A 13,941-nucleotide genomic window follows, 5' to 3' on the forward strand; every position below is an offset into this window, starting at 1 on the left:
AGCGTAAATCTGAGCATTTAGTGATAAGGACTGAGCGAATTTTGCTCAGGTTTTCTAATGAAAATGCTATCTACATTGATAAGCAAGTGGAAATGTAAACTAGGACCACTGTCAAGAGCTACGTTTAGATGGAACTACAAAAATACTAGCTTTTTAAGTACGTTTTTCCTTCTCTTTGCTCTACCTTGCCATTTTTCATTAATTTTCCTAAAGCTCGTTTGAAAGCAGCCTTACTAATATGAAAAGTTCCTCGTATATCATCTGGATCACTTTTATCACTGAAAGGTATAACTCCTCCATTAGCTTCTAGATGCTGTAAAATAGCTTCTGCATCTTCGTGCATACTTTCTTGCTTTAATGGGCGTAGAGATATGTTTAATGTACCATCTGGTTTAACTTCAATGACTCGGCCATTTACTTGCTGACCAAGACGAGGTTCTTTCCTTCTTTCACTGTGATGAATAAAACCACGATAAAAATCACCCGTGATTAGAGCAGATCCTTCTCTACTAGTACGATATACTGTTCCTTCAATCATTGTATTTAAGAGGGAATCAGGCGCTAATTCCAATTCTCTAGCAATAACCCCTTCGCTAGCAGGAAGAGCAAGCAATCTCCCTTTTTGATCCTTACCTAAGGTAACAAAAAGCCTATCTCCAATTTGTGGCCATACCTGATCAAATAAGGGAAGGTCATCTTTAGATACAAGAATATCTTTTGTTGTACCAATGTCTACAAATACGCCAAGATTTGGAATAACATTTTTGACCTCTGCCCAATCGTATATATCCATTTTTATATGTGGAAGCTTTGTTGTAGCTACAACCTTTCCTTTCTTGTCCATATAGATAAATACGTCCACTTCTTGATTGGGTTCTAATATGGTATTGGTTTCGTTGTGATGTAATAGAAATTCATTCATTTCAAAGGTTAATACATATCCTGTTTCAATGGTCCGATCTACTGTCATCGTTTGAATGGTACCAACTAATTGATTCATTATGTAACCTACTTTCATTTGTATGTATATTGGAAAAGGGGCACTCACTTTTAAGAGTACCCCTTTAATACTAAAGTAACACATAAGTTTTATTTTTATTTATCCCCAAAATAATCTTCGGGTGGGAAATTCTTTGATATCAGATGTTGTTTAGCTTATACTTAAGCATTTCTAAGAAATATGCAACATAACATAATAATGTTATTCACTTTGGAAATCGTCTAAATAGATTTCCGTGTAGAATTTCACGTTAACCGCGGTAAAACTTCCACTGGATGTTCTCTAACTTAAGCAACGTAAGCCCTACCTGCTCTTACGTCCTTGCGACCCCTTAGTCGCGCCAGTGTGAATAAGCATCTTCAAAAACATTGTAGAATGCCAGATCACTTATCTGTTACTCCATTTTGCTAACTCTATCATAATCTCATAAAATTATTGGGTTGTCAAGTAAGATGGAGTTGTAATGTTTGATAAGGGAATGAATGTTTCTAAAGGTTGTATGAAGGGTATTTAGCTAACACGTATAAAACGAAAGGATGAGAAGATGCTACGTATGCTTTTAATGATTATTGGAGCGATTGTTGTTATTGGTTGGATAATCTCATTATTCTAAATAAAATATGTTAATAAGTTAACTCGAAATACTTCCTTTTAAAATATATTAGGAGAGTAATTTCGAGTTTTTATATGGAAAAGGAGATGGCTAAATGGATATGCAATACTGCCAGTAAATGTCCGATTGGTTTAAGGACTTTAGGTCATACCCTTGTGGTACTAATCATCCGTGGTGATAAACAAACTCCCCCACGGATTGAAGTTTCACTTTATATGGCTTGATACGTTGGAAGCATTCTTCACATCATAAAGAACAGATTGTTCTCTAAGTTTTAGGGGTGATAGCTCTAAGCTATTTGTTGAGAATTTGAATAAGGAGAGTCCCCAGTAAACTCATGCAAAAAAGTAAACTGCTAAGCTCCATTCTTTTCAGCTTAAGCAGTTTACTAGATATTAGTATATTCACATTTTATTTGATAGGGTACAGTTCAACTTGTGTTTTCCGTAACCTAATGTATTAAGCTAGTTATTCCAAGGGCAATTAATAAAAGTGGTGGAAGAAAAGTCATACGCTGTAATTGTCTGCTCTTCGCTAACCATATCCCTGCTTTTAATCCACAGAATAAAAATGTACCACTCATAATTGCAATTAAACCGGCTGTTAAAAATGCTCCATAACCTAACATAGAGGCACCAATTCCAGCACCAAATGCATCAAGTGCTAATGCAGAACCTAGCAGGATTGCCTCCATTGGAGAAATAACGCCAGAATGATCCAAATCAGCCTTACCAGGGGTAGATAGAACGGTCGATAAGATATTTTGATTTGTATCTGTCTCTTCCAGCTCTTTTCTGGGAACGATGCAATTAAATAATGCAAAGCTACCTAGTATAATTAGTATGCTTCCACCAAGCATACTAGCAATATTCGGGGAAAGAATGGAGGTCAACATATTTCCAATCGTCATGGATAGCAAAACGATAATTCCTGAACATAGCATGATAATAATTAACGCATTTAGTGGTACACGAATATTTCGCATGCCATAAGTTATCCCTACACCAAATCCATCTAAGCTAACTGCAATAACTAAAAAAATTAAACCAGTATAAAAAAGCATAGCACCAATTCCTTTATCTATTTCTAAGGTATTGTATGGTTATTTTATAATTGTTGTGCGTATCCAACTTTTTAAAGTGATGTAATAAAGGAGGCCCAAGAGTGTGACGATAAAAATGGGGAAGTCTAAAATTTTGATTAACTACTCCGATCTGAAACGCAGGTTGAAATATGATAAAATAATGGATAGGTCTTTTTAGAAAGGAATTTAAAGATGAGTAAAATAGTTGTATTAGCAGAAAAGCCTTCCGTAGGGCGAGATATTGCCCGCGTATTACATTGTCATAAAAAAGGCAATGGTTTTATAGAAGGTTCCAAATATATCGTAACGTGGGCTCTCGGCCACTTAGTTACATTAGCGGATCCAGAAGTGTATGATAATAAATACAAAACGTGGAAGCTTGAAGATTTGCCCATGTTACCTGTCCATCTAAAACCAGCTGTTATTAAGAAGACAGGAAAACAATTTCAAGCTGTAAAGGCACAGCTTCAGCGTAAAGATGTGAAGGAAATTGTCATTGCTACTGATGCTGGAAGAGAGGGAGAGCTTGTTGCCCGCTGGATATTGGAGAAAGCACGTGTTCAAAAACCACTAAAGCGTTTATGGATTTCTTCTGTAACGGATAAAGCAATCCGTGATGGATTCAATCGATTAAAATCAGGCAAAGAATTTGAGAATTTATATGCTTCAGCGGTCGCACGATCTGAAGCAGATTGGTATGTTGGATTAAATGCAACAAGAGCATTAACAACTAGATTTAATGCGCAATTATCAACGGGAAGAGTGCAAACCCCAACACTTGCAATGATTGCTGCACGAGAAGCTGAAATTAAATCATTTAAACCGAAGAAATTTTATGGCTTAGCTGCGAAAACGAAACGAGGCTTTTCGTTAACATGGCAAGACAAAAAGAATAATAAGCGTATCTTTTCAAAAGAAGCGGCTGAAGCTTTACAAAAAAAGGTGCAAAACAAGCCGTTAACAATTACACATATTGATAAGCAATATAAAAAGAAATCAGCTCCACAGCTTTATGATTTAACGGAACTACAGCGTGATGCAAATCGTATCTTTAATTTCTCAGGAAAACAGACTTTATCAATTATGCAGAAATTATATGAGCAGCATAAAGTCTTAACATATCCAAGAACGGATTCTCGTGTACTTTCATCTGATATTATTTCGACTTTAAAGGACCGTGTTAAAGCTTGTGGTGTCGATCAATACGCTCGTACTGCGAATAAAATTCTTAGGAAAGATTTAAAGCTATCTAAGTCTGTCGTAGATAATGCAAAGGTATCCGACCACCATGCGATTATTCCAACTGAACAATCAGTAGTTCTTGAAGATTTAAATGATAAAGAACGGAAGATTTATGATTTGGTTGTAAAACGATTTTTAGCTGTTTTGTCTGACCCGTACGAATTTGAACAAACAACCGTGCTTGCTGAAACAGAAGGAGAACAGTTTACAGCAAACGGAAAAATTATCAAAAAACAAGGCTGGAAAGAAGTATACCATAACCGTTATGATGACGGAGAATCGGCGGATGATCAACAGTTACCTGCTTTAGAAAATGGCCAGACACTTACGGTTAGTACCTATACCATTACGGCAGGGGAAACGAAGCCACCAGAGCGTTTTACAGAGGGGTCCCTACTACAAGCAATGGAAAACCCAGTACGTTATTTAGGTACAACGAATAAAAAACATGCAAGCACTTTAAATAAAACAGGTGGCATTGGCACGGTAGCTACCAGAGCTGATATTATTGAAAAATTATTTAATAATATGTATATGGAAATGAAAGGGAAATATATATTTATCACTTCAACTGGTAAACAATTACTCGATTTAGTACCAGAGGAATTGCGTTCACCGGCATTAACGGCTGAATGGGAAGATAAACTAACACAAATTGCTGAGGGTAAATTGAATAAAAAGCAATTCATATCTGAGATTAAAGGATACACGAAACAGGTAGTTCAGGAAATTAAAACAAGTAAAGAAACATTCGAGCATGATAATATGACAGGAACAAAATGTCCAGAATGTGGAAAATTAATGCTGGAAATAACAAATAAAAAAGGTAGAATGCTTGTTTGCCAGGATCGTTCCTGTGGCCATAAAAAAAATATAGCAAAACAAACCAATGCACGTTGTCCAAATTGTCATAAGCGTCTCGAATTACGAGGTGAAGGTGACGGACAAATATTTATCTGTAAGTGTGGTCATCGTGAAAAACTGGCTACATTTAATGCACGAAAACAAAAAGAGAAGAAACATAACGTTTCCCGTAAAGAAGTTAATAAATATTTGAAAAAGCAAGAGGATGGTTTTAGTAATAATGCGCTTGCTGAACAACTTGCAAAGTTAAAAAATAAATAATCACCAAAAAGCGTGCCAGAATAGATCTGACACGTTTTTTGGTTTAATAACTTGTTTCTTCAACAACGTTATGGAATCTATCTAAGATCGTTACTTTACTTGGACTATTCTCCTGTGCCATTTCTACCGCCACTGCAATTGCTTCATCTTTTGCATCATATAACTCCTCAGGTGCTACATTTTCTAACTTCACAAACCATCCTGTTGCATCGACATTTGGTATTACGGTATATGATTTCATCTGTAAAAACTCCTTTCCTTTACTTAAAAAAATTTTATTACACATATAACAGGCAGTAATACCCCCATTTCAAGCAATAAAATAGGTGGGCTATCGACTACCAGTAAATGTCTATGGGTTCAAAGCCCTTTAGGTCATACCCTAGTGGTACGAACAATCACTGTGGGATAAATAAAACCTCCAACTGATCGAAGTTTCACTTTATTTATAATTATGTAATTCCCAGTTATTTTATAATTAAAACGAAATTGGCAATGAATACATATTTATAAATTTTCATAATATAATATACATTGTCGAATTTTTTTTGTATACTTCTGATATGCCGAATTTTATCGAAAAATGAAACAGAGGGGGCATGGGAATGACAAATGTTCTAAAAGAACAAATAAGAGAAATCCAAGATGATGTTATTAGAATACGACGTTATTTACACCAGAATCCTGAATTGAGTAATCATGAAGCGGCAACCTCCCGTTTTATTCAAGAGAAACTAACTGAATACGGCATAGCTTTTCAAACGGGTTATGCTAAACATGGCGTATTAGGAATTATTAAAGGAACACAACCTGGTAAAGTAGTAGCGCTACGTGCAGATATGGATGCTTTACCAATACAGGAGCTAAATGATCATCCTTTCACATCCAATTATGCAAATGTTATGCATGCGTGTGGTCATGACGCACATACGGCAATGCTGTTGGGAGCAGGTCATGTTCTTCAACAAATGCGTGAACAGTTAAAAGGAACAATTCTATTAGTTTTTCAACCTGCTGAAGAGGATTCACCTATTGGAGGATCTAAAGTAATGCTTGATGATGGAGTATTTGCTGAGTATACTCCAGATGTTATTTATGGACAGCATGTATGGCCAGACTTACCAGTCGGACAATTTGGTATTCGTGATAAAGAAATGATGGGTGCCTCGGATCGATTTGAAATTACACTAAGTGGTAAAGGTGGGCATGCGAGTATGCCACATCAAACAAATGATGTCATGGTAGCGGCTGGACATCTTATTACTAGCTTGCAAACAATTGTAAGCAGAAGCTTAGACCCATTAGAAGCATCTGTCGTGACAATTGGAACAATTCATGGTGGTGAAGCAGCAAACATTATTCCAAACCAAGTGACATTAGAAGGGTCGATTCGCACCTATTCACCAATAATTCGTAAACGATTAAAGGAACGTTTTTTTACCATTACGAATCAAGTAGCACAAGTTTTTGAGGCAAAAGCTGCTATCACTTATTTAGATGGATACCCGGCAACCATTAATACGCCAAAATGGGCTAATGTTGCCAGGCTAGCTGCACAGAAAATAAATGGAGAAACACCAAATGTAAGCCCTTCCTTAGCAGGCGAAGACTTCAGTAGATTTTTAGAGAATTATCCGGGGGCATTTATTTGGCTTGGTACCCAGATTGATATTCCTGAGGAACAGGCTCCACTACATGATGCGCATTTTAAGTTAAATGAACGAGCATTGCCAATCGGTACGTCACTTTTAGTGCAAGTTGCTATAGATACATTAGAAAAATTAGCAAAGGAAGAGAATGAATGATTGATTTCTTAAATAAATTAAACCCACAACTTATTGCTTGGCGCCGTGATTTTCACAACTACCCAGAATTGGGTTTTATGGAATATGTGACAACCTATAAATTAGGAAAGGAACTAAACAGGCTTGGCTTTATGGTTCATTTAGGTGAAGATGTGATGAAAAAGGAAGTGCGTTTGGGTCTACCTCCTAAAGAGCAAATGGATATGTATGAGGAAAGAGCAACAGACAATGGCGTTGATGAATACTGGCTTTCTACTATGCAAGGTGGGATGACGGGGATCATTGCTACTTGGGATACGGGTAAATCAGGTGATCATATGGCTTTTCGCTTTGATATTGATGCTCTTCCAATTGAAGAAACGAATGAAAAAAAGCATTTTCCGGCTCAACATAACTTCGCATCAGCAAATAAGCAAGTGATGCATGCATGTGGTCATGATGGTCATATGACAATCGGGCTTGGGTTAGCCTCATTTATTTCTAGCTATCATGCACAACTTAGCGGTAAATTCACATTGATCTTTCAACCTGCTGAGGAAGGTGGCCGCGGTGCGAAAGCAATTACAGAAAATGGTTGGTTGGACGATGTAGATTATTTCTATTCGGGACATATCGGAATAGAGTCCTTGCCAATCGGTACCATCGCAGCTACAGTGGATGGTTTTCTTGCTTCGTCAAAATTGAACATTAACTTTAAAGGGACAGCCTCTCACGCAGGAATGAAGCCAGAGCTTGGCAAAAACGCACTTTTAGCGGCAACAACTGCTGTAGCAAACCTGTACGCTATTCCTCGGCATAGCAATGGAATTACGAGAATTAATGTAGGGAAGATGGTTGCTGGTAGTGGTAGGAATATTATTCCTGACAGTGCTTATTTAGAAGTAGAGACACGGGGAGAGACAGAGGACATTAATCAATATGTACGCTCCGAGGCCATGCGAATCGTTGAGGCAGCAGCAATAATGCAGAATGTTACTTATGAAATAGAAGCGGTCGGTCAAACAGAAGAAATCAATTGTAGTAAGTCACTTGCTTCTGCCATTATTAATGCTTGTAACAATAGTAGCTACGTAAAGAAAGTAATTCCTGTAGCGAAGGTGGCTGGATCTGAAGATGCGAGTTTTATGATTAATCGAGTTCAGGCAAGTGGTGGTAAAGCAACATATATGTTATTTGGAACAGCTTTAGACCATCCTCATCATCATCAAGCCTTTGATTTCCAAGAAGAAGTGTTAATAGTTGCCGTAGAAGCTTTGGCAAATATTGTTTTAAAAGGCAACGACTAAATACGTGTAAACGTACAAGAGAAAGGACGAAGTGTATGGCAGTAAAGGAAAAAAATTCAATAGCTACTCAATTATTAAATGGAATTGAACGGGTTGGCAATAAATTACCTGATCCCTTTATGCTTTTTATTAGTTTAGCTGGAATTATAATTTTATTATCCTGGATCATTTCATTATTTGACATTACCTATACACAGCCAGTTGATGGACAAGAGGTTGCTATTAAAAGCTTAATTTCTAAAGAAGGTCTTGAATTTATTCTAACCTCTATGCTAGATAATTTTGTGGGATTTGCTCCTTTAGGGCTCGTGTTAGCAATGATGCTAGGGATTGGTTTAGCAGATAAAGTTGGACTATTGGAAATTGGCATAAAAAGTACTATTTTGAAGGCACCAACTTCATTAGTAACATATGCAGTGATTTTTACAGGGATTTTAGGGAATATTGCTTCAGATGCAGCTTTTGTTATTGTACCGCCATTAGCTGCGATGGTGTTTTATAATATTGGTCGCCATCCTTTAGCTGGATTAGCGGCAGGTTTTGCAGGTGTTGGTTCTGGTTTTACAGCAAATTTTATGATTAATGGTACAGATGTATTGCTCTCTGGTATTTCAACAGAAGTAATGAAGACACTCGATGAAAATGTGATTGTAACGCCAGTAGATAATTGGTATTTTATGATTGTATCCGTAGTGGTTCTTTCTATAGTAGGTGCTCTCGTTACAGAGAAAATTGTAGAGCCACGTCTAGGTAAGTATGAGGGAAATGTAAAGAAAGAATTTGAAGCGGTGAAACCGATTGAGATAAAAGCACTAAAAAATGCGGTAATCGCAAGTAGTGTATATATTGCTCTAATATTAATTGTATTATTTATACCAAATTCTCCTCTACGTAGTGCGGAGGGGAAAATTGTACCTTCGCCATTTCTAGATGGAATTGTTCCACTAATTTTAATATTATTTATTATTGCTGGTATTACATACGGGGTTACTATTAAAAAGATTACTAGTTCTCGTGATGTAGGTAAATATATGGGAGAAGCTATGAAAGATATGTCTGGCTTCATTGTCCTTATTTTTGCTGCTTCTCAATTTATTGCATATTTTGATTGGTCCAATATCGGTTCATGGATCGCAGTAAGCGGAGCAAATTTCCTGGAATCTATTGGATTTACAGGTATAGCAGTTGTAATTGGATTTGTGCTATTAACAGCTGTGCTAAATCTATTCATTTTTAGTGGATCAGCACAATGGACATTGGAAGCACCAATCTTTTTAAAAATGTTTTATTATTTAGATTATCATCCCGCCTTTATCCAAGTTGCATATCGTATTGCTGATTCCTCTACAAATGTCATTACGCCAATGAATCCCTATATAATTATTGTTTTATCATTCATGCGGGATTATGATAAAAAGGCTGGAATTGGTACACTAATTGCATTAATGTTACCATACAGTATCTGCTTCTTACTTACATGGATCATTTTATTATTACTTTTTGTATTCCTCGGCATCCCATTTGGTCCAGGGATAGGTGTTTACTTGTAAATATAGTTGCTGATAAAAAATTTTCCAAGCTGTTTACTTGCAATGCGTATCACCTGTATCATTAAATAAGAAGTGGAAGCTTGTTTAAGGATATAAGGGAGGTTATAATAGATGGCATTTGTAATTCTAGATCCATGCCGAGGCGAAAAGTCAGGTGAATGTGTTAGCGTTTGCCCAGTTGATTGCATCGAAGAAGGTCCAGATCAATTTTATATTGATCCAGATATATGTATCGATTGTGGTGCATGTAAAGCTGTATGTCCAGTTGATGCAATAGAAGAGGAATATGACATATCGCCAGAACAAGAAGTCTTTCTGGAAAAAGCAGAAGAATTTTTTGCTAATAGATAGATTCGTACTTAAGAACGTGGTTGCTGTCTCTCAAGGGTATTTAGATACAAGTGTAAAGCGCTGTGGTTAAAACGGCAAAAGCCGAACGGAATGGAATTGCTCTCAGAAGTTAGATTTTTTTCACTCTAACTTCCGAGGGAGTACCATTTGAATCCGTTCGGCTTTAATTAAAATATCCTATTGCCAGTTATATGCGGGATAAAAGCTGGACTAATCTTCGATTTTTACCGCTAATTTACTTGCGATCCAGCGTTTTGCTGTCTCATCATCAACTTCATATATTTTTCCTGCACGTAATAAGTCACCATGGTATGCTGTTTGTACATTCATTTTTACTTTCATGTTTAAATTACTCCTTTTTCACATCCTATACTCAGTATACCATGAACAAATCATTTAAATTAACGCAATTGACTTATGAAATGTTTCATCACGAAGCCTATCCTCATATATGTCGATAGACTTTGCTAGAGATACACATTTACCTATTCCTAATTTTCTTTATTGCCTCGGCAATATTTGTTGTTGGACGTTGGCAGGAAAAGTTTTCACAAATATAAATCGTAGTTTCTTGGTTGATCTGGTTGTAGACGCTCGCAAAGTCGGCAATATTATTTGCCTGTTCACTCGTTTCCAGAGAGAGAACCGATACATCAGGTAAGAACATTTGCTGAAGCTGTTCGATGAAAGCTTGTTTTTTTGGATCGTCAGCTAACCCAATAATGACGACTTCTTTTGTTGGATGATCAAATAGCTGAACGGACTGTAGAAAGAATGGACTAGCAGAAGGTTGTGCATCGATATCCTCATAAAATGTATAGTGCATTTCTTCAGCATGATCAAGGAAATTTGTTTCCCCCGTTAAATATCCAATACGAATAAGCATAACAGCTGCAACACTATTACCAGAAGGTATCGCACCATCATATACTTCTTTATCTTTAGTGATTAATTTTTCGCTATCTTTACCAGTAAAGTACAAACCGCCGTTGTCATTATCCCAAAACAGTTCCAGCATTTGTTCTGCCAGTTGTTTGCTTTTATGCAAAAATGTAAGATCGAACGTGGCCTCATATAACTCTACATAGCCCCATAGTAAAAAGGCATAGTCATCAATATAACCTGGATACTTTGTTTCCCCAGCTCGATAACGTGCCATGAGCCGTTCATTGTGAAATAGATGATTCTCAATAAAACGTACTGCTCTTATTGCAGCGTTAATGTATTTTTGATTTTGAAAAATTTTACCAGCTTTGGCAAGACCGGCAATCATTAATCCATTCCAGCTAGTCAAAACTTTATCATCGACGTGAGGATAGGTTCGCTTTTGTCTTTCTGCAAAAAGCTTTTGTCTTGCTTCTTCTAATTTTTCCTCTAGCACTTTTTTAGGGAGATCCAGTTCGTTGGCTACTTGGTCAAAATGACCTTGAATAAGATTGGGAATATTTTTTCCTGCAAAATTACCATTTGGCGAAATGTCATAGATTCTTGTATAAATCTCCCCAAGGTCTTCATCTAAAATATTCATCACTTCTTGATAGCTCCATACATAATATTTCCCTTCAATCCCTTCTGAATCTGCATCAATAGCAGAATAAAATGCGCCTTTCTCATCCGTCATTTCTCTGAGAATAAAGGTAATGATTTCTTCACCAATTTTTTTATAAAAGGGACGTTGTGTAATTTGATAACATTCCGCATATGCAATTAACAAAAGTGCATTATCATAGAGCATTTTTTCAAAATGAGGTACAAGCCATGCCTTATCTGTTGCATATCTCGAAAATCCAAAGCCAATGTGGTCATAAATTCCACCAGCAGCCATGCTTTGTAAGGAGCTTTCAGCAATCTTTAAAGCTGCCGTGTTTTTCGTTAAGTAAGCATGTCTCATTAAGAATATTAGGTTGTGTGGCATAGGAAATTTAGGTGCTTTACCAAATCCACCATACTCGAAGTCAAAGCTCTTACCTAATTGATGGTAAGCCTGATTAAGCTGCTCCTTAGAAATTCGATTATTTCCTTTAGAAGGATGACTCTTTTGGAGGGCTTGTTGTACACTTTTGGTAACTTCGATTATATGCTTTGGATCTTCTGTGAACTTTCGAGAAAGCTGTTGTAAGACATTGACAAATCCTGGAACTTCATATTTCTTGTGCTTTGGAAAATACGTACCAGCATAAAAAGGAATTTTGTCAGGAGTCATAAAAATGGATAATGGCCATCCCCCATGTCCAGTCATCATTTGGCAAACCTTCATATAAATGGAATCAATATCTGGTCGTTCCTCTCTGTCTACCTTTATAGCGATATAACGATCATTAAGTATTGATGCCACTTCCGCATCCTCAAAGGATTCGTGTGCCATAACATGACACCAGTGACAAGTACTATAACCAATGGAAAGAAATATTGGTTTATTTTGCTCTTTGGCTGCTGTAAAGGCTTCTTCAGTCCATGCATACCAATGAACTGGGTTGTCAGCATGCTGTAATAAATATGGAGATTTTTCATCAATTAATCGATTGGGCATTAAAACACATCCTTCCTATTCACACTATACACGAAAAATCATTTTTCCAAACAAGAATAGCATGGTGAAAGGAAATTTTTTTCCTGCATATAACTGGGCACTTCAAGCAAAAGTGAAATTAATATGGATAAGTGGGGATCAACTGCCAGTAAATGTCCGATTGGTTCAAAGGTCTTTAAGTCATACCCTTGTGGTACTAACCATCAGTGAGGAATAAACAGAACCCCCACGGATTGGATTGAAGTTTCACTTTATTTATGACATGGGACAACATGATGTATACATATGCTTGTTAACAGAGGCTTAAATAGTTATAAAAAGAAAAGAGGTGTTTTTCTTGTTTTATCATGTGAAAGAATTACAATATCATGCTAAACCTGATCGTCCAGATCCTGTTTTTGCGAAAAAATTACAAGAAATATTAGGAGGACAATTTGGCGAGATTTCTGTCATGATGCAATATCTTTTTCAAGGATGGAATACAAGAGGTAATGGAAAGTATAAAGATTTATTGATGGATACAGGGACTGAAGAAATTGCCCATGTTGAAATGATTGCAACGATGATTGCAAGGTTGTTAGATGGTGCACCTGATGTAGAGGTGGAAGATGCTATAAAGGACCCAGTCATCGCAGCGATCATTGGGGGGTCCAACCCTCAGCAAGCAATAGTTTCGGGATTAGGCGCTATGCCAGTGGATAGTGTTGGAAATCGTTGGACGGCTAGCTACATTGCTGCAAGTGGGAATTTGCTCGCAGATTTTAGAGCAAATTTAAATGCAGAATCACAAGGTCGTCTTCAAGTAGCACGTCTCTATGAAATGACGAATGATGCCGGTGTTCGTGACATGCTTTCTTGGCTACTGGCTCGTGATACGATGCATCAGAATCAATGGTATGCAGCCATATGTGAATTAGAAGAAAAAGAAAACATCGTCGTACCGAGTACATTCCCAAGAGAATTAGAAAAGCAACAGGTCTCTTATACGTTGTTCAATCTGTCACAAGGTGATGCAAGTACGGAGGGGCGTTGGGCATCTGGTCCAAGTATGGATGGTTATGGCACATTTAATTATGTTGATCGTCCAATTGCCTTTGGTTCTGTCCCACATTTAGATCCTGCTCCACCGTATATATATGACACTCCACTTTGGGCGCTTCGCCATTCAGATGATCCTCCAGAACCAAATTTGAAATAAATTATATCCCTTGCAACGTATGAGGGATTAGCTAGGCTAATATTTTATTTTAAGTTAAGAAAGTATAAAATCAGTGCAATGACTGCGTTAAGCCAAGTAGTTATTTTGAAATGTTTGATGGATATTGGCAATGCTCCGACGAATTACTTCGCTTTCC

Annotated in this window: 11 protein-coding genes; 6 read left to right on the forward strand and 5 right to left on the reverse strand. The window is 37.0% G+C overall.

Annotated features, from left to right (window positions below):
- Positions 1-145: 145 nt before the first annotated feature.
- Together ABDZ84_RS06265 and ytaF are read right to left on the reverse strand one after the other, a co-directional pair.
- A complete protein-coding gene (locus ABDZ84_RS06265) occupies positions 146-1,000 on the reverse strand; it encodes a CvfB family protein (protein WP_205388847.1) in 855 nt (284 codons plus the stop codon).
- A gap of 1,064 nt (positions 1,001-2,064) precedes the next feature.
- Entirely contained in the window at positions 2,065-2,676 is a 612-nt protein-coding gene (gene ytaF, locus ABDZ84_RS06270; protein WP_026680418.1) for a sporulation membrane protein YtaF, read from the reverse strand.
- Positions 2,677-2,889: 213 nt separating this feature from the next.
- Here ytaF and ABDZ84_RS06275 point away from each other — a divergent pair, with 213 nt between their 5' ends.
- Positions 2,890-5,064 (forward strand): DNA topoisomerase III, encoded by a 2,175-nt coding sequence (locus ABDZ84_RS06275; RefSeq protein ID WP_343780594.1) that lies wholly within the window; start codon positions 2,890-2,892, stop codon positions 5,062-5,064.
- Between the two features lie 43 nt (positions 5,065-5,107).
- On the opposite strand, the gene ABDZ84_RS06280 is transcribed toward ABDZ84_RS06275, so the two are convergent.
- On the reverse strand, positions 5,108-5,305 hold the full coding sequence (locus tag ABDZ84_RS06280) for a DUF2188 domain-containing protein (RefSeq protein ID WP_121605729.1): 198 nt from the start codon (positions 5,303-5,305) through the stop codon (positions 5,108-5,110).
- A gap of 364 nt (positions 5,306-5,669) precedes the next feature.
- On the opposite strand from ABDZ84_RS06280, the gene ABDZ84_RS06285 reads away from it, so the two are divergent.
- From ABDZ84_RS06285 to ABDZ84_RS06300, 4 genes are all read left to right on the forward strand, one after another.
- Positions 5,670-6,869 carry a M20 metallopeptidase family protein gene (locus tag ABDZ84_RS06285; protein WP_026680415.1) on the forward strand — a complete coding sequence of 400 codons (1,200 nt, stop codon included), beginning with the start codon at positions 5,670-5,672 and terminating at the stop codon, positions 6,867-6,869.
- Positions 6,866-8,155 (forward strand): amidohydrolase, encoded by a 1,290-nt coding sequence (locus tag ABDZ84_RS06290; RefSeq protein ID WP_205601743.1) that lies wholly within the window; start codon positions 6,866-6,868, stop codon positions 8,153-8,155. The genes ABDZ84_RS06285 and ABDZ84_RS06290 overlap by 4 nt, the downstream gene beginning before the upstream one ends.
- Positions 8,156-8,190: 35 nt before the next feature.
- Positions 8,191-9,705 carry an AbgT family transporter gene (locus ABDZ84_RS06295; RefSeq protein WP_121605728.1) on the forward strand — a complete coding sequence of 505 codons (1,515 nt, stop codon included), beginning with the start codon at positions 8,191-8,193 and terminating at the stop codon, positions 9,703-9,705.
- A gap of 111 nt (positions 9,706-9,816) precedes the next feature.
- Positions 9,817-10,056, forward strand: coding sequence for a ferredoxin family protein (locus ABDZ84_RS06300; RefSeq protein WP_026680412.1), 240 nt, complete (start codon positions 9,817-9,819; stop codon positions 10,054-10,056).
- 210 nt (positions 10,057-10,266) lie between these two features.
- Here the strand turns inward: ABDZ84_RS06300 and ABDZ84_RS06305 are convergent, their stop codons facing one another.
- Positions 10,267-10,398: a hypothetical protein gene (locus ABDZ84_RS06305; RefSeq protein WP_255637716.1), complete on the reverse strand. Its 132-nt coding sequence runs from the start codon at positions 10,396-10,398 to the stop codon at positions 10,267-10,269.
- A 139-nt stretch (positions 10,399-10,537) separates the two neighbouring features.
- On the reverse strand, positions 10,538-12,586 hold the full coding sequence (locus tag ABDZ84_RS06310; RefSeq protein ID WP_343780600.1) for a thioredoxin domain-containing protein: 2,049 nt from the start codon (positions 12,584-12,586) through the stop codon (positions 10,538-10,540).
- A 337-nt stretch (positions 12,587-12,923) separates the two neighbouring features.
- On the opposite strand from ABDZ84_RS06310, the gene ABDZ84_RS06315 reads away from it, so the two are divergent.
- The gene (locus tag ABDZ84_RS06315; RefSeq protein ID WP_343780602.1) at positions 12,924-13,784 is read left to right on the forward strand and encodes a manganese catalase; all 861 of its coding nucleotides are present in this window, start codon (positions 12,924-12,926) and stop codon (positions 13,782-13,784) included.
- The last annotated feature ends 157 nt before the right edge of the window (positions 13,785-13,941 follow it).

Origin of the sequence: Virgibacillus salarius, from assembly GCF_039521925.1 — a bacterium.
GTDB classification, from domain to species: Bacteria; Bacillota; Bacilli; order Bacillales; family Amphibacillaceae; genus Virgibacillus; species Virgibacillus salarius.

Excerpts from the sequence above, each read along its gene's own strand:
- ABDZ84_RS06265 (WP_205388847.1), bottom strand. The coding sequence starts at position 1,000 with ATGAATCAATTAGTTGGTACCATTCAAACGATGACAGTAGATCGGACC.
- ytaF (WP_026680418.1), bottom strand. The coding sequence starts at position 2,676 with ATGCTTTTTTATACTGGTTTAATTTTTTTAGTTATTGCAGTTAGCTTA.
- ABDZ84_RS06275 (WP_343780594.1), top strand. The coding sequence starts at position 2,890 with ATGAGTAAAATAGTTGTATTAGCAGAAAAGCCTTCCGTAGGGCGAGAT.
- ABDZ84_RS06280 (WP_121605729.1), bottom strand. The coding sequence starts at position 5,305 with ATGAAATCATATACCGTAATACCAAATGTCGATGCAACAGGATGGTTT.
- ABDZ84_RS06285 (WP_026680415.1), top strand. The coding sequence starts at position 5,670 with ATGACAAATGTTCTAAAAGAACAAATAAGAGAAATCCAAGATGATGTT.
- ABDZ84_RS06290 (WP_205601743.1), top strand. The coding sequence starts at position 6,866 with ATGATTGATTTCTTAAATAAATTAAACCCACAACTTATTGCTTGGCGC.
- ABDZ84_RS06295 (WP_121605728.1), top strand. The coding sequence starts at position 8,191 with ATGGCAGTAAAGGAAAAAAATTCAATAGCTACTCAATTATTAAATGGA.
- ABDZ84_RS06300 (WP_026680412.1), top strand. The coding sequence starts at position 9,817 with ATGGCATTTGTAATTCTAGATCCATGCCGAGGCGAAAAGTCAGGTGAA.
- ABDZ84_RS06305 (WP_255637716.1), bottom strand. The coding sequence starts at position 10,398 with ATGAAAGTAAAAATGAATGTACAAACAGCATACCATGGTGACTTATTA.
- ABDZ84_RS06310 (WP_343780600.1), bottom strand. The coding sequence starts at position 12,586 with ATGCCCAATCGATTAATTGATGAAAAATCTCCATATTTATTACAGCAT.